General features: G+C 73.0%; 14 protein-coding genes. 4 read left to right on the forward strand and 10 right to left on the reverse strand.

What is annotated here, in order from left to right; all coding sequences use genetic code 11:
• Positions 1 to 116: 116 nt before the first annotated feature.
• On the reverse strand, positions 117 to 1,652 hold the full coding sequence (locus B0675_RS30205; RefSeq protein WP_081222780.1) for an AMP-binding protein: 1,536 nt from the start codon (positions 1,650 to 1,652) through the stop codon (positions 117 to 119).
• 147 nt (positions 1,653 to 1,799) lie between these two features.
• Here B0675_RS30205 and B0675_RS30210 point away from each other — a divergent pair, with 147 nt between their 5' ends.
• Positions 1,800 to 2,372, forward strand: coding sequence for a GNAT family N-acetyltransferase (locus B0675_RS30210; RefSeq protein WP_081222781.1), 573 nt, complete (start codon positions 1,800 to 1,802; stop codon positions 2,370 to 2,372).
• Between the two features lie 384 nt (positions 2,373 to 2,756).
• On the forward strand, positions 2,757 to 3,638 hold the full coding sequence (locus B0675_RS30215) for a GNAT family N-acetyltransferase (RefSeq protein WP_107482879.1): 882 nt from the start codon (positions 2,757 to 2,759) through the stop codon (positions 3,636 to 3,638).
• Positions 3,639 to 3,725: 87 nt separating this feature from the next.
• On the opposite strand, the gene B0675_RS30220 is transcribed toward B0675_RS30215, so the two are convergent.
• The 8 genes from B0675_RS30220 to B0675_RS30255 form a co-directional block, all read right to left on the reverse strand.
• Complete coding sequence (locus B0675_RS30220) at positions 3,726 to 4,637, reverse strand: NAD(P)-dependent oxidoreductase (RefSeq protein WP_081222783.1); 912 nt, start codon at positions 4,635 to 4,637, stop codon at positions 3,726 to 3,728.
• A 72-nt stretch (positions 4,638 to 4,709) separates the two neighbouring features.
• Positions 4,710 to 5,486, reverse strand: coding sequence for a GNAT family N-acetyltransferase (locus B0675_RS30225; protein ID WP_081222784.1), 777 nt, complete (start codon positions 5,484 to 5,486; stop codon positions 4,710 to 4,712).
• Between the two features lie 163 nt (positions 5,487 to 5,649).
• Entirely contained in the window at positions 5,650 to 6,978 is a 1,329-nt protein-coding gene (locus B0675_RS30230) for an MFS transporter (protein WP_081222785.1), read from the reverse strand.
• 434 nt (positions 6,979 to 7,412) lie between these two features.
• Entirely contained in the window at positions 7,413 to 8,363 is a 951-nt protein-coding gene (locus B0675_RS30235; RefSeq protein WP_081222786.1) for a catechol 2,3-dioxygenase, read from the reverse strand.
• Between the two features lie 9 nt (positions 8,364 to 8,372).
• On the reverse strand, positions 8,373 to 9,458 hold the full coding sequence (locus tag B0675_RS30240) for a 4-oxalomesaconate tautomerase (RefSeq protein ID WP_241540057.1): 1,086 nt from the start codon (positions 9,456 to 9,458) through the stop codon (positions 8,373 to 8,375).
• Positions 9,455 to 10,165, reverse strand: a complete 711-nt coding sequence (locus B0675_RS30245; RefSeq protein WP_081222787.1) for a 4-carboxy-4-hydroxy-2-oxoadipate aldolase/oxaloacetate decarboxylase — start codon at positions 10,163 to 10,165, stop codon at positions 9,455 to 9,457. The genes B0675_RS30240 and B0675_RS30245 overlap by 4 nt, the downstream gene beginning before the upstream one ends.
• Entirely contained in the window at positions 10,162 to 10,950 is a 789-nt protein-coding gene (locus B0675_RS30250) for a PIG-L deacetylase family protein (protein ID WP_081222788.1), read from the reverse strand. Before B0675_RS30250 ends, B0675_RS30245 begins: the two co-directional genes overlap by 4 nt.
• Before the next feature lie 76 nt (positions 10,951 to 11,026).
• Positions 11,027 to 11,677: a GntR family transcriptional regulator gene (locus B0675_RS30255; protein WP_081222789.1), complete on the reverse strand. Its 651-nt coding sequence runs from the start codon at positions 11,675 to 11,677 to the stop codon at positions 11,027 to 11,029.
• 426 nt (positions 11,678 to 12,103) lie between these two features.
• Between B0675_RS30255 and B0675_RS30260 the strand changes: the two genes are divergently transcribed.
• Positions 12,104 to 12,538, forward strand: a complete 435-nt coding sequence (locus B0675_RS30260; protein ID WP_081223969.1) for a (2Fe-2S) ferredoxin domain-containing protein — start codon at positions 12,104 to 12,106, stop codon at positions 12,536 to 12,538.
• A 136-nt stretch (positions 12,539 to 12,674) separates the two neighbouring features.
• On the opposite strand, the gene fusA is transcribed toward B0675_RS30260, so the two are convergent.
• Positions 12,675 to 14,780 (reverse strand): elongation factor G, encoded by a 2,106-nt coding sequence (fusA, locus tag B0675_RS30265; RefSeq protein WP_081222790.1) that lies wholly within the window; start codon positions 14,778 to 14,780, stop codon positions 12,675 to 12,677.
• Positions 14,781 to 15,376: 596 nt separating this feature from the next.
• Here fusA and B0675_RS30270 point away from each other — a divergent pair.
• Positions 15,377 to 16,126 (forward strand): MBL fold metallo-hydrolase, encoded by a 750-nt coding sequence (locus tag B0675_RS30270; protein WP_081222791.1) that lies wholly within the window; start codon positions 15,377 to 15,379, stop codon positions 16,124 to 16,126.
• The last annotated feature ends 26 nt before the right edge of the window (positions 16,127 to 16,152 follow it).

Consider the following 16,152-nt stretch of genomic DNA (forward strand, 5'->3'; position numbering starts at 1 on the left):
GAGACGGAACGAGGAGGGAGAGTCCGTCCTGCCGGCCCGCCGAAGCGCGGGCCGGCCGCCGCGCCCGCACCCGTCCCCGCCGGACCCGTGCGGGCCCGCCGGTGCGGTGGGCGAGGTCAGTTGACACCCCGGTCGTGCCCCTCCCAGTACGGCCGGCGCAGCTTGTACTTCTGGAGTTTCCCGGTGGCGGTCCGCGCCAGCCGGTCCCGGAACTCGACCGAGGTCGGCGCCTTGAACCCGGCGAGACGCTCCTTGCAGTACTGGATCAGCTCGTCCTCGGTCGCCGCCGCGCCGGGCGCGAGCACCACCAGGGCCATGACGGTCTCGCCCCACTTCTCGTGGGGGACGCCGATCACCGCGACCTCGGCGACGGCGGGGTGGCTGAAGAGCGTGTCCTCCACCTCGATGGAGGAGACGTTCTCACCCCCGGTGATGATCACGTCCTTCTTGCGGTCACTGATCGTGAGATAGCCGTCCGCGCCGATCGATCCGCCGTCCCCGGTGTGGAACCAGCCTTCGGCCAGGGCCCGTTCGGTCTCCTCGGGCTGCTCCCAGTAGCCCTCCAGGACGACGTTCGAGCGCGCCAGGATCTCGTCGTCCGCGGAGGTGCGCAGGGTGACGCCCAGGGCCGGGGCACCGGCTCGCACCAGCTTCTCCGCCCGCGTCTGCGGGGGGAGTTCGTCCCACTCGGACCGCGCACGATTGACGGTGAGCAGCGGTGAGGTCTCGGTGAGGCCGTAGATCTGGATGAATTCCCAGCCCAGTTCGGACTCGACGCGTGCGACGGTCTTCGTGGGCGGCGGAGCCCCGGCGACGATGATGCGGACCCGGTCGCGGCCGGGGATCTCGCCCTCCCAGGAACCGGCGGCGGCCAGCACCGCGTTGACGACGGCGGGCGCGGCGCACATCACGGTCACGCCGTGCTCCGCGACCCGGCGCAGGATCTCCGTCCCGTCGACCTTGCGCAGGACGACCTGGGGAACGCCCAGGCCCGCCATCGCGAAGGGCATCCCCCACCCGTTCGCGTGGAACATCGGCAGGGTGTGCAGATACACGTCACGGTCGGTGACACCGGCGTGCAGGGCGAAGGTCGTGGCGTTGATCCAGATGTTCCGGTGGGTGATCTGGACGCCCTTGGGCCGGGCGGTCGTACCGCTGGTGTAGTTGATCGTCGCGGTGGCGTTCTCGTCGGCCTCCCACGGTGCCGGTTCCGCGTCGAAGCGGTACAGCTCGGCGTCCGCCGCGGCACCGAGGGTGAACCTGTGCTTGCAGGAGACGCCCTCGAAACGGTCGGCGAGTTCGGGGTCGACGAGCAGGACGCTCGCCCCCGAGTGCTCGACGACGTAGCTCACCTCGTCCGCCGTCAGACGGAAGTTGACCGGCACGAGGACCCGGCCGTGACCGCTGACGCCGAAGAACGAGGTGAGGAGCCGGGCACTGTTGGGCGAGACGACGGCGACGCGCGCGTCGTGCGGGACGCCGAGCGCGTCGAGCCCGGCCGCCTGCGCCCGGGCCAGCTCCCCGACGCGGCGGTAGGTCAGTCCCTCCCAGACCTCGGCCGGTTGGTCGGGTTCGTCGACGACGCCGACACGGTCGCCGTACACGGTGACGGCGCGGTCCAGGAAATCACGGGCCCCCAAAGGGACGAACATCACGGCCTCCCGACGATCCGAACAAGTCCAGGGTCCATCCTGGCCATGCCTCCCCGCATCCGGACAGCCCCGGGCGGCCCCCGGTCCCGGTGCCGTGCGGCGCGAGGCACCCTTGGCCGCCACCGCCCGACGCGCAAGGATCGTCCGATGAACAGCCGACCGACGTTCCACTTCCCCGGACCGCTGCGCATCGACGGCCTGGGACTGCTGCTGCGCGAATGGTCCGACGACGACGTGGCGGATCTCGTCGCCCTTTACGACGATCCCGAGATCGACCGGTGGACTCCGGTCGCCTCGCCCTTCGACACCGCCGCGGCGCTCGCCTATCTCGCGGCAGCCGAGCAGAAGAGCGCCGAGGGGCGAGCCGTACAGCTGGCCATCACCACGGACGGGGAGCTGCCCCGGGGGGAGATCCTGCTGTTCCCCGGTTCGGGCGACGACCGTGACGTCGAGCTCGCGTACGGGGTGGGGGCCGCCCACCGGGGCCGGGGGCTCGCGACCCGCGCTGTCCGGCTCGCCGTGGACTTCGCGCACCGGCACGTCGGCGGGCGCCGCGTCGTTCTGTGCATCGAGGACGGGAACGCGGCGAGCGAAGGGGTCGCCCGGTCGGCGGGGTTCGCCCTGGCCGACGACGACCCGGTGGTCCGTACGGCGAAGGGACGCGACGTCGTCCTGCGGACCTGGAGCCGTACCGCCGGCGGCGAGGGTCCGTTCGGGTGACGGTCCGCGGGGGCGGCGGTCCCGCCGCGCTCTGGCCCAGGCCGGACGCGGCGCCTCGGGCCGGCCCGGCCCGGTTCAGGTGCCCGTCGCCCGGAGGCGTCCGCGCCGCCACGCGCCGGCCGGCTCCGCCGCCGGGGCGGGTGCCGTCAGGTACTCCTCGGTGATCTCCTTCGGGCCGACGGCCACACCTTCTCGCGTAGCCGTAGCACCCGCGAACCGACGAACGTGACAACCCACCACGGGGAGCCCATGCGGTCCCGGCGCAACCAGCACCGCCCGCCGGGGGCGCCCGTGCGGGTTCCCGTCAATTCCGTTGCGGAGCGCTCCGTCGCGCGGCTACGTTCTGCGGGCTTCCCACCCGCACGCCCGACACCCGGAGCGACCTTGCCGCCACGCATCACCCCGTTGACCGATCCCGAAGACACGGCGTCGAGCCGTCGCCTCGCCTGGCTGGCCTCGGACGCCGAAGGAACACCGCTGGGCTCGGCGTTCGTCCGGCTGTTCGACACGGAGGGTCAGCGGCACCTCGCCGAGCTGGAGATCACCGTGCACCCCGCCGAGCGGCGCCACGGCGTGGGCGGCGCCCTCCTGGAAGCCGCGACGGCGGCGGCACGGGACGACGGGCGCAGGTCACTGGTCGCCCAGGCCACGACCGGCTCCCCCGGCGATCTCTTCCTCGCCGCACAGGGCTTCCGCAGAGTGTTGGCGCTGACGTACGCGCGGCTCCCGCTGCCGGAACTCGACCTCACGCGGATCGACGGGATCGCCGACCTCCCGCACCCGGGTTACGAGTTGACGCACTGGGACGGGGTGGTTCCGCCCGAGCTCGCGGCCGGCTTCGCCGCGTCGCGGCGGGCGATGGACGACATGCCGATGGAGGAGACCGACTACGGGACCGTCGCCTGGGACGTGGACCGGGTCGTGGCCGTGGCCGAGGCCGTCCTCCGGCGCGGGGAGGCGCTGCAGACGGTGGCGGTGCTGGACCGCGCGGACGGCTCGGTCGTCGGGTTCTCGGAGCTCGTGGTGCCCGGCGACGGCCGGGGCGACGCTCAGCACTACGGGACGGGGGTCCTGCCCGAGCACCGGGGCCACGGTCTCGGTCTGTGGATGAAGGCGCGGTCGATCCGGCTGGCCCGTGAGCGCCATCCGGAACTGTCCGGCCTGCTCACGGACACGGCCGACAGCAACGCGCCGATGCTCGCGATCAACGACGCGCTCGGCTACCTGCCGACACACCGCGCCGTGGAGTATCAGCGGGATCTCTGACGTGCCCGGGCCGACCGTGCCCGTCACCCGGGGCCCGGACCCGGCGAGGGGGGGTGACGCCCGGCCCGCGCGGGAGGCCGGCCCGGTTCAGGTCTCCGCCCTGAGCGCGGCGAGGCCGTCCCGGCTCGACGCGTGCCGGGGCGTCCAGCCCAGCTCACGTTCCGCCTTCGCCGAGGACACCCGCAGCGTCGTCCTCATCGTCACGTGCGCGTACGACAGGGGCCGCATCGTCCACAGCGGTACGGTCAACGGCTTCGGCAGGCCGAACTCCTCGGCCACGGCCCGGACATGGGCGGCGAAGCCGAACGGGGTCCGGTCGGTGACGTTGTACGCCTCGCCCGGCCGGCCGTGGTCCACGGCGGCGGCCACCGCTCGCGCCGCGTCGGCCAGGTCGACCCACGGCAGCACCCGGCCGTGGTCGTCGGCCACGGGGAGCTGCCGCCGTCGCAGCATGGGGAGCAGGGCGTCCGTGCCGCCGGCGCCGTAGAAGAGGCCGAAGCGGAGGGTGATCCCCTCCATGTCGGTGGCACCGAAGGTGAGTTGTTCCTTGATGCGCATGGCGGCGATGTGCTGTTCCAGCGCGGCGGTGGCGCCCGGAGGGCCGAAGGGATCGTCCTCGGTGAGGACGTGGGCTCCGTGATCGCCGTATCCGTAGCCGAAGACCATCGACTCGGCGATGATCCGGCGGGCGCCGGTGGCTCGGGCGGCCTCGACGAGGTGGGCGGTGCCGTCGACCCGGAGGGCGTCGGTGGCTCGCATGTCACGGTGGCGCAGGGGCGCCTTGCCGAGGGCGGTCGCCGCCAGGATCACCGTGTCGTAGTGCCGTCCGTCGACGGCGCGCAGCGTCGCCTCGCGGTCCAGGACGTCGGCGCGGACGTCGTTGGCCGGGCCCCGGCCGAGGCCGGTGACCGTGTGGCCCGCCTCGGTCAGGGCACGGGTGATGTGCCGGCCGAGGACGCCGCTCGCGCCGGCCAGGAGGATGTTCTGGTGCGTGGTCATACCGGAGCGACGGACCGCGGGGGCCGGGATGTGACATCGACGCCCGGCCGTTCCCGCGCACCGCGCCGGGTGTCACCCCTCGTACACGTACGGTGTCGTCGTGGTGAGCGGCTGGAAGCCGAGTCGGGCGAGAACGGGCCGGCTCTGGCCGGAGGCGTCGACCTGGACGTACCGGTAGCCGCGGTCCGCCGCGACGCGGGCGCGGTGGGCGACCAGGGCGCGGTAGATGCCGCGGCCGCGCCAGGCCTCGACGGTGCCGCCGCCCCACAGTCCGGCGAACCGCGCTCCGGGCAGGAGTTCCATGCGGGCGGCGCTGACGGGGACGTCCCCGGCGAGCGCCACGACGGCGACCACGGTGTCCGCGTCGCCGGTGAGCTGGGCGAGCAGTTGGTGCCGCAGGCGGGTGCCGTCCGTTCCGAAGGCCTGTTGGTGGACCTCGGCCACGAGTTCGACCCCGGCGCGGTCGGTGACGGGCAACAGGCGTACGCCCTCCGGCGGTTCGGCGTCGAGGGTCAGATCGCCCAGCTCGGCGATCATCAGCGTCTCCTCGGGCTGCGCGGTGAAGCCCGCGGCCTGCAGCCGCCGTCCGAGGTCCTCGGGCCGGTCGTGCCCGTACAACTTCCACTCGAACTCCAGGCCGAGGCCGGTGAAGTGGCGTATCTGCTCGGCTACGGCCGCGTCGGCGTTCGTCCCGTCGAGGTCGGACCAGATCACCCCGTTCCATCCGCCCTCGGCCCCGATCTGGCGCACCACCCGCCCGGCCCGCTCGATCCGGGCGCCCGGCGCGTCGGGGCGTGCCGTCTCCCGCATGTCCCGGTCGAACAGGGCAAGTACCGCTACGTGATCCATGGGCTCACTCCAGCACCCCGGGTCGTCCGGGGCAACGGAGATTGCGGGCGGCGGCGCTGACGGAGAGCCCCTGAGCTCCCGTGCGGCCCCGCCCGGAGGACGCCGGCGCCCGGGCGGACCCCTCCTCGGGTCCGTCCCGGGCGCCTGCCCCCGCGGCCCGCGGTCAGCCGGTGGCGGTCAGTTCCTGGTGCGGCGCGGTGCTGGGCGGCGTCGTCCTGACGCGGCGCAGTCCGGTCAGGCTGACGAACACCAGCGAGAAGACGCCGGCGGCGGCGAAGGCGGTGAAGCCGGCGGTGGTCGAGCCGGTGGCGAGGAGCTGTCCGCCGAGCCACGGGCCGAAGACGGCGCCGAAGCGGCCCATTCCGGAGGTCCAGCCGACCGCGGTGGCACGGTGGTCGTCCGCGGAGCGGTGCGCCACCGTCGCGTAGATCATCGCCTGGGCGCTGAAGAGGAACAGGCCGGTCAGGAAGACGACGGTGTAGGTGAGGGGCAGCGGCATCCTGAAGCTCAGGGAGTAGATGCCGACGGCGGTGGCGCCGAACCAGATCGCGGAGATGAGCGAGCCGCCGAACCGGTCGGTGAGCCGGCCGCCGATCAGCATGCCGACGATGCCGCCGACGTTGATGACGATGACGAAGCCGATGGAGGAACCGAGGTTGTAGCCGTTGGCCTTCATCAGCGAGGGCAGCCACTGCGAGACGCCGTAGACGAGGAGGAGGCCACCGAAGGAGGCGAGCCAGAAGAACAGGGTCTCGACCCACTGGCCGCCGCGGAAGAGGGCGGTGAGCGCGCTGAAGCGATCGGCGGTGGCCTGGCGTTCCCTGTTCCGGGCGGCGAGGTCGACGCCGTAGCGGTCGGCGAGGGCGCGGGCCTCCTCGGTGCGGCCCGTGGCCTGGAGGAAGGCCATCGACTCGGGCAGGAACCTGACGGCCAGCGGAACGCCGACGAACAGCGGTATCACGCAGATCCAGAACGAGACCCGCCAGTCGCCCGTCCCGAGCGCGACGAATCCGGCGCCGATGCCGCCTGCCTGGTGGGCCGTCATCAGGGAGCCCACGATCAGGGCGCGGTGACCTCGCGGGGCGTACTCGGTGACCATCGTGATCGCGCTGGGCAGCAGGCCGCCGAGGCCGAGGCCCGCGAGGAAGCGCCCGAGGCTGAAGGCGCCCAGGCTGCCCGCCGAGGCACAGACGGCGGAGGCCAGGGAGAACACCGCGGTCGACGCGACGATCGTCTTCTTGCGTCCGACCCAGTCGCTCACGGTTCCGGAGGACAGGGCGCCGATCAGCATGCCGAAGGTGGCGTAGGAGCCGACGTCGCCGGCTTTGCCGGGGTCGATGCCGAGCGCCTTCGTCTCCAGCATGTGCGGCAGCACGGAACCGTAGATGAACATGTCGAGGCCGTCGAAGAGGACGACCAGCCAGCAGAGGCCGACGACCAGTGCGGCCATTCTGCTGCCGCCGCGCGCGGGCAGGGCGAGGGAGGAGGACATCGTTGTTTCCTCTCGTCCAGGAGGTGTGGGCCCTGGAAGGGGATCGGGGATGCGGGTCGGCGCGGCTCGTGCGGCTGACCCGGCGATGCGCTAGACGCTAGGGAGTGAACCCCTGAGTGTCAACGTTTTTGTCAACAATCCTGAGGCGAATCAGGCCACCGTCGCGACCGTGCCATGAAGAGCTGAGAGGCAGGTGAAAAGGGCACGGGCGGCACACAGTTCGGTGCCGCCCGTACTCCTGCGCTGGCCGGTTCTGCTCGCTCTAGGTCTCGGCCCGCGCACGACTGCCCCGGCGGCCCGCGCACGACCGCCGGCCGGGGAGGGCCCCTGGGTCGTGGTCGACGGCGGACTCCGGGGCCGTGGCCGACGGCGGACTCCCTGGGCGTGGCCGACGGCCGGTGCGGGCCGGGTCCGGCTCGGGGGCCGGTTCCGGGTCAGCCGATGGGCGGGGTTCCGTGGGTGTGGAAGGACTCGATGGTCTTCAGCCCCCAGGCCTGCCCCTTCTTCCGCTCGTTCTCGGTCCAGGTCACCAGAGGCCAGTCGGGGGCGAGGACGAGCCGGGTCAGCGGGTTGCACAACTCGACGCGATTGCCGCCGGGTTCGTAGACGTAGAGGAAGAACGTCTGCTGGATGGCGTGCTTGTGCGGGCCCGTCTCGATGAACACGCCGGTGTCCAGGGCGAGATCGGCGGCGCGGAGGATGTCCTCGCGGGTGTCGGTGGCGAAGGCGATGTGGTGCAGCCGTCCGTTCGACCCCGTCCAGTCCTCCGTGTAGACCACGTCGTACGACTTGTTGCTGAACGTCAGCCACTGCGCGGCGATCCTGCCGCTGTCGAGCTGGATCTGCTCGGTCGGCCGGGCCCCGAGCGCGTCCCGCACGAAGTCGCCGCAGGCCGCCACGTCGGCGGCGAGGAAGTTGACGTGGTCCAGGCGTCGCACTCCGACGCCGTGCCCCGGCTTGGCCTGGGGCTGGTTCTTCAGACCCGGCTTCAGATGGTCCGGCGCGCGATACCACTCGCTCTCCCAGTACAGGGCGAGTTCGTGGCCGTCCGGGTCGGTGGTGACGAAGACAGGTCCGATGCCCGGCTCGTCGTCGGTCCAGCGGCCCTCGCGCCCGGCGCCCTCGATCTCCTTGACCCGGCGCACGAGGGCCTCCTCGCTGGAGGCCCGCAGGGCGGTGCGGCGGATGCCCGAGGTGGAGTGGGCGGTGAGGATCAGGCTGTGGTGCTCGTAGTCGTCCCAGGTCCGCAGGTAGACGGAGTCTCCGGAGCGGCCGTTCTCGGTCAGACCGAGGTAGTCCGTGAAGAACCGGACGCTCGCGTCCAGGTCGGGGGTGAGCAGTTCGACGTGCCCGAGGTGGGCGATGTCGCCGAGCGGCGGGGCCATGGGGCCTCCTCAGGGTTGGTGTGCGGCTCCGGCCGGCCGGGGGAAGACCGTGCCGTCGAAGATCTTGCGTGCGGTGCGGACGACCGCGGTGCCCCGGGCCTCGGGGATGCCTCCGGGGCCGTACGCGAGTCCGGACTCGATGTCGAGGAATCCGGTCGGGTGCTCGATCCGCAGCCGGTCCCCGCGCTCGGGCAGCCGTGCGACGGTTCGGCCGACGCCACCCTCCACGCGCAGCCCCGCGGCGACGCTCGCGGCGCCGAGGACACCGATGGAGGTGTGGCAGCGCACCGGGATGAACGTGCGGGTGCTCACCACTCCCCCGGCACGCGGCGGCGCCAGGAGCGTCACCTTGGGCACCGAGGCGTTCTCGACGTCCCCGAGACCCATCAGCCTGCCCGCCTCCAGGCGGATCGCGCGGACCCGGTCGGCCAGCGCGAGATCCTCCTCCAGGTCCCTGGGGGTCTCGTACCCGGTGACGTCCAGCGCGGACGCGGCGACCAGCACCGTGGGCATTCCGTTGTCCACGCACGTCACGGCGGTGCCGGCGACGGAGTCGCGGGCGTGTCCGGTGGGCAGCAACGGGCCGCTCCGCCGCGGGAACTCGACGACCACCGGCGCGGCGGTCCCCGGCACCCCGGAGATCTCGGCCGGCCCCGTGTAGACGACGCGCCCGTCCTCGGTGGGAAAGCTCACGACGGCCAGATCACCGGAGTTGAGCATGCGGATCCGTACCGAGGTGCGCTCCCGGCCCGGTTCGACGAGTCCGCGCTCGACGGCGAACGGGCCGACGCCGGCGAGGAGGTTGCCGCAGTTCTGACGGTCCGACACTTCCCCTTTCTCGACGCCTACTTGGAGGAACAGGTAGTCGATGTCCGCTGCGGGGTCCTCGGAGACCGAGACGACGGCCACCTTGCTGGTCAGCGGATGCGCGCCGCCGAGTCCGTCGATCTGGCGCGAGTCGGGGCTGCCCATCACCCGCAGCAGCAGGTCGTCGCGGTCGGCCGGCTCCGCGGGGAGGTCCCCGGCCAGGAAGTAGGCGCCCTTGGAGGTGCCGCCGCGCAGGAGCATGCAGCGCAGTTCCGCGAACCGGCTCACGGCGCGGCTCCGTCCCCGACGTACGCGTCGTAGGGCGTGTAGGTGACGCCGAGGCGGGCCAGGGTGTCGCGCAAGCCGTAGCGGTCCAGGCCGAGTTCGCCTTCCCGGAAGGCGGCGCGGGCCAGTGCCTCCTTGTGTTCGCGGGCCTCGGACGCCTCGGCGGTGCGGCGGGCGTCCGCGCGCGGTACGCAGACCACGCCGTCGTCGTCGGCGAGGATGACGTCGCCGGGCCGGACGACCTGGCCGCCGAGGACGACCGGGACGTTGACGGAGCCGCCGGTCGCCTTCACCGTGCCCTGCGGGCTGACCGCGGCGGCCCAGGCGGGGAAGCCCATCGCGCGCAGTTCGGCGGTGTCGCGGACGCCGGCGTCGATGACCAGGCCGCGTACGCCGCGCCGTTGGAGCGCGGTGGCGAACAGTTCGCCGAACATGCCGTCCGTGGAGGGGGACGTGGTGGTGACGACGAGGACGTCGCCGTCACCGCACTGCTCCACCGCGGCGTGGATCATGAGGTTGTCGCCGGGCCAGGACAGGACCGTGACCGCGGTGCCGGCGACGCGGACGCCCTGCTGGACGGGGCGCAGCCGGGTGCCGAGCAGGCCGGTGCGGCCCATCGCCTCGTGCACGGTGGCGGTCCCGTACGCGGCGATCGCCTCGACGTCCTTCGGGTCCGCCTTCGGTGGGCCGGTGACGATCACGCCGCTCATGCCAGCTCCTTCGCGATCTGCGGATAGGGGCGCATGAACGCCTCGGCCATGGTCCGGTGGGCGAGGCCCAGGTTGGGGCCGGCGTTGCGCTTGAGCTGCACACCGCGGCGTACGGCGAGGTCGGTGTAGTAGTCCCACAGGTGCTGCTGGGCGCCGAGGCACTCCATCGCCCGGCGCTTGGTCTCCCAGACCTCGGTGATGTCGAGCAGCACTTCGGGCCGGAAACCGCTCATCTCGGGCTGGTGCGGTTCGAAGTAGAAGACGGGCGGGGCGCCGATGATCTCGCCCTCGCCGGGGTAGCCGATGGCCTGGGCGAGGACGCGGGCCTCCAGTGCCATGCGGTGGGCCGCCGGGTGGTCACCGTTGTACGGGTCCTCGGCGGGGTGGGTGAGGACGACATCCGGCTGGGTCGCGCGGTAGACCGCCACCAGCCGGTCGGTGAGTTCGGCGGTGGGGGTCAGCGGGTAGTCGCCCGCGTCGAAGAACTGGACCTCGGCCCCGAGGGTCGCGGCGGCCTTCTCCGCCTCCTCGCGGCGTATCGCCTTGATCTCGTCGAGGTTCCGGCCGGCGCGCCAGGCCTTGGCGGACTCACCGCGCTCGCCGAAGGTGAGGCAGGCGATGGTGACCCTCTCGTTCCGGGAGGTGGCCAGGGCGATGGCGCCGCCGGCCCGCCACACGAAGTCTCCGGCGTGCGCGGTGACGACCAGGGTCGACCGGGCGGGGGGTGTGCTCGGCCCGGGTGGTGCCGAGGGTTCGGGGGAGGCGGGCGCGTCGCCGTGGGTCATGGCAGAGATCTCCTTGGTGGACAGGTGCGTGCCCGCCTCGGATGTCCGTCGTGCCCGCGCGTCGGCGCGCGGGACGTCAGTCGCGCAGCGCTTGGATCACGCTGCCGAGGTGGGCGCGGACGGCCGCTTCGGCCGCCTGCGGGTTCCTGGCGCCGATCGCCTCGATCATGGCCAGGTGTTCACTCAGGGACTGCTGCGCACGACCGGGACGCAGGGCCAACTGGAAGCGATGGCGCACCAGTTGGGCGTTGAGCCGTTCCAGGAGCTCGACGGCCGTCCGCTGGCCGGAGAACTCCCTGATCCGGGCGTGTACTTCGTGGTTCAGCTCGGAGTAGGTCACGGGCTCGCCGTCGGCGACCGCCTTGGACATCGCCGCGCCCAGTTCGGCCAGTTCGGCCAGCTGGTCGTCGGTCGCCGCGACGGCCGCCTTGGCCGCGCAGAGTCCTTCGAGTGCCATCCGGCATTCGGTGATGGCGACCGCCTCCTCGACGGTCACGACCCGGACCCGGGATCCGCGGTTGCGGATGCGCTCGACCAGCCCCTCCGTCTCCAGCTCGATCAGCGCCGCCCGGGTACTGGCCCGGGTGACTCCGAACTGCTCGGCGAGTTCGTTCTCCACCAGCCGCTGGGCCGGTGCCATCTCTCCGCGCAGAATCGCCTGCCGCAACTGCACCAACGCGTGCTGCTTGGCCTGCTCGCCGGTGCCTGGACGGGCTTCCTTCTGCATTGCGCCCTCCCTGAGTGAGTGCCTGTCGAACGTAAATCTAGACCAACAAGATTGTCAACAATTTTGTTCGGCATGTTGCCGACACGTCGCGCCGACCCCCGGCTCCCGGGAACGGCCCGGGGAACGACCAGGAAGGACGCGGCCCCGGCAGGAAGCCGCCCGACGTCGACGCGTTCCACGTCCTGCCGTACGGCGCCCCGTCGCACGGGGATGCCCCAACTCGGGCGGGGACCTGGCCGGTTGGAGGCCCGGCGGACCCGGGCGGCCTCCCGCGCCCCGCGCGGACCCGGTCTGTTGAGCAGCGGAAACGTCTCGTACGGTGGCCCTCGGCGGCCTGTGACGATGCGTCCGGCGGCCGCCGCACACCCCGCCCGTGAGAGATCACGGGCGGGACCGCTCGCCCTCCTCGCGAAAGGCCTCCCCCTCGTGCCGGTCGACTCCCCGCGCGGTCTCACTCGTACGACGACGGTCGGCGCAGCCCGATCGCGGCCGTGCGCCCTCGTCGTCTGCCGGGGGTGCTGCTGCGGCGACCCGCGCAAGTTCCCGGACATCGACCACGCCCGGCAGCTCGCGCGCCTGCGTGCCGGGGCGGAGGCGTCCGGCGGGCGGTTCACCGTGCGGACGACGGACTGCCTGGGCCCCTGCGACCAGGCGAACGTCGTCGTGGTGCAACCCTCGGCGGCGGGACGGCGAAGCGGCGGCCGGCCGACCTGGGTGGGCTTCGCGACGGACGACGGCTGCACGGACGACCTGCTGGCCTGGGCCGCCGCGGGCGGACCCGGGACGGCCCCGCCGCCGGCCGCCCTGGAGCTGCAGTTCGTCGACCCACCACGCGCCGAACGGACCCGGGGGCGGCGTTGAAGGGACGCCGGCCCGCGCGTGTCCGCCCGGGTTCGCTTCTCGACTCCTTCGACCATGGGCCGATGGACGCCGGTGCCGCACGGGCGGACCTCTCTTGGGGACGGGGGCGTCGCCGGAACGACGCCCCCGCCTTCGCTCACCGGGCCGCGACCCCCGTGGAGGGCAGCGGGCTCGGCGCCGGTGCCAGCCCGGTGGGCCGGGTCGAGAAGACACCCCGGCCCTGGGTCCGGCTGCGCAACCGGGTCGCGTAGCCGAAGAGTTCGGCCAGCGGCACGGTGGCGGTGAGCACCACCGTGCCGCCGCGGGTGTGGGAACCCGTGACCCGGCCGCGCCGGGCCGCGAGGTCGCCGAGCACTCCGCCGACCGCGTCCTCGGGCACGGTCGCCGTGACCTCGACGACCGGTTCCAGCAACCGCAGGGCGCAGGCACGCAGTGCCGCGCGGAGTCCGCGTCGGCCCGCCGCGCGGAACGCCATCTCCGACGAGTCCTTGGCATGGGTCGACCCGTCGGTGAGCGTGACCCGCAGCCCGGTCACCGGGTGACCGCCGAGGGGACCCTCGGCGAGCGCGTCCCGGCAGCCGGCCTCCACGGCACGGACGAACTCCTGCGGCACCCGTCCGCCGACCACGGCCGACCGGAACACGAAGCCCGTCGCGCTCCCCTCCGCGCAGTCCACGGCAGGGGTGCCGAGCGGCTCGACATCGAACACGACATGGGCGAACTGCCCCGCGCCGCCGTCCTGTTTGACGTGCCGGTACACCAGGCCGGACACCCCGCGCGCCACCGTCTCGCGGTAGGCGACGCGCGGCCGCCCGACGACGACGTCCAGCCCGTGAGCGCGCCGGACCTTCTCCACCGCGACCTCCAGATGCAGTTCTCCCATACCGGACAGCAGTGTCTGCCCGGTCTCCGCGTCGGTACGGACGACCAGCGAGGGGTCCTCCTCGACCAGCCGGGTCAGGGCCGACACCAGGCGGCCGGTCCCGGTGTTCGTGCGCGCCTCGACCGCGACGGACACGACGGGATCCGCGACCACCGGCGGTTCGAGGAGCAGCGGCGCGGCCGGGTCGCAGAGGGTCGCCCCGGCGCGGGCGGACTTCGGCCCGATCACCGCGACGATGTCTCCGGCCACCGCTCTCTCCAGTTCCGCGTGGCGGTCGGCGCGGACCCGCAGGATCCGTCCGACGCGCTCGGTGCGTCCTGTGCCCACGTCGGTCACCGCCTGTCCCTTCTCCAGCGTGCCCGCGTAAACCCGCAGGTACGTCATCCGTCCGGTCGCCGTGGCGTTCACCTTGAACACCAGCCCGGCGAAAGGGGCTTCGGGGTCGGCCGCCCGTTCCTCCACCACACCGCCGCGCGTGCCGCGCACGGCGGACACGTCGAGCGGCGAGGGCAGATACGCCACCACCGCGTCCAGCAGGGGTTCGATCCCCCGGTTGCGGTAGGCCGAGCCGCACAGCACGACGACACCCTCGCCGGTCCGGGTCAGGTCGCGCAGGGCGGAGGCCAGCGTCTCGGCGGAGACCCTGGTCCGGGTGCAGAACTCCTCCAGAGCCGCCGGGTGGAGGTCGGCCACCGCTTCCTCCAGAAGCCGGCGGCGGCGGTGCGCCTCCTCGGTCAGCGCGTCGGGCACCGGCCCCTCCTCGGCCGACTCGGCGCCGTCGGCCCACACGTGGGCGCGCATCCGGAGCAGGTCGACCACACCGGTGAAGCCGTCCTCGGTACCGATCGGCAACTGGACGACCAGGGGCGCCGGATGGAGCCGTTCGCGGATCGACGCGACCGCCGCGTCGAGGTCGGCGCCGGCCCGGTCCAGCTTGTTCACGAAGGCGATCCTCGGAACGTCGTGCCGGTCGGCCCGTCGCCACACCGACTCGCTCTGCGGCTCCACGCCGGCGACGGCGTCGAACACCGCGACGGCGCCGTCGAGCACGCGGAGCGAGCGCTCCACCTCGTCGGAGAAGTCGACGTGGCCCGGGGTGTCGATCAGGTTGATGCGGTGGCCGTCCCAGGCGCAGCTGACGGCGGCGGCGAAGATGGTGATGCCGCGGTCCCGTTCCTGGGGATCGAAGTCGGTGACGGTGGTGCCGTCGTGGACCTCGCCGCGTCGGTGGGTCGTACCGGTGGCATAGAGGATCCGTTCGGTGACGGTGGTCTTCCCGGCGTCGACGTGGGCGAGGATGCCCAGGTTGCGGACGGCGGTCAGGGAGTCGGTGAGGTGTCGGTGCAGGTGGGTACGCACGGCCCGTGGCCTTTCGGACGATCCGGAGCGGGTCGGCGCGATTCCCGTACGACATGCCGGTGAACAGGCGGTTGAGCGCTCCGGCCGGCAGGGACGCGGCGACCGGGCGTGCGGTCGCCGCCGTGCGGGGCGGAGGTCAGAAAGTCGTCACGGGCGTCCGGTTCCGGCCGCGCAGCCGGTTCCGGGCTCCCGGAGACACGAGGATCACCTCGAACTGTGACCGGGGAACGACGACAGCGGTGCGGTAACGCATGGCCCGTCTCCCCTCGTCGGTCACGACACGCGGCGCCAGGAGGGCGGCGCGTGATTCCGTGGCGAGTGTAGGGAGTCGGGCCCCGGCGGCGCACCGCCTTTTCGCCCCACGGCCCCGGCCGGTCCGTATCGCGGTCTGCCCAGCCGTCCGCCGGGGGACGCGGTCCGCCCGGGGACGCCGTCCGCCCTCACCGGATTCCGGCGTGCCGCCCCAAGTGCCGCGCGTGGGAAGCCCGTTCGGCGCCGCCCGTCGGACCGGGTCCGTCCGGGTCCGGGGCCTCGCGATACGTTCGACCTGTCCCGGCCCTCCGGCCGGGCGGCACGTCGTCAACATCGGGAGGGTCATGCGCGAGGAAGCGATCGTCGAGGCGGCCGCCGGAGTCCATCTGGTGCACGGCAGCGACACGAACTGGGTGGTGCTGAGCGAGGGCGACGCGGTCACCCTGATCGACACGGGGTATCCCGGCGATCGCCAGGACCTGCTGGCGTCGCTGGCGGCCCTCGGCCACCGGCCCGAGGCCGTGACCGCCGTCCTCGTCACGCACGCGCACACCGACCACCTCGGTTCCGCCGAGTTCCTGAGCGGCTCGTTCGGGACGCCCGTCCTGCTGCACGAGGACGAAGTGCCCCACGCACGGCGCGAATTCCTCCACCAGGTGAGCATCGGCGAGGTGATGCGGCAGGCGTGGCGTCCCGGTGTACTGCCCTGGGCGGTGCGCGCACTGCGCTCCGGCGGCAAGGCGGACGTCCGCATGGCGAAGCCGGAGGCGTTCCCCGGGACGGGCCCGCTCGACCTGCCCGGCCGCCCCGTTCCCGTGCACACGCCCGGGCACACTCCCGGCCACTGCGTCTACCACCTGCCGGACGCGGGTGTCCTGATCTCCGGCGACGCGCTGGTCAGCGGTCATCCGACCTCGCGGGCCCGAGGCCCCCAGCTGCTGCACGAGATGTTCGACACCGAACGCGCCACCGCCCTCGACTCGCTGCGACACATCGAGCGGCTCGAAGCCGACGTCCTGCTGCCGGGGCACGGTCCCGTGCACCACGGCCCGGTCGGCGAGGCGGCCGGGCGCGCACGGGAACTCGCCGGCTGACCGGCGCGGGCCCCCGGCACCCCGCC

It is taken from the genome of Streptomyces sp. M41(2017) (assembly GCF_002078175.1).
In the GTDB taxonomy this organism is placed as follows: domain Bacteria; phylum Actinomycetota; class Actinomycetes; order Streptomycetales; family Streptomycetaceae; genus Streptomyces.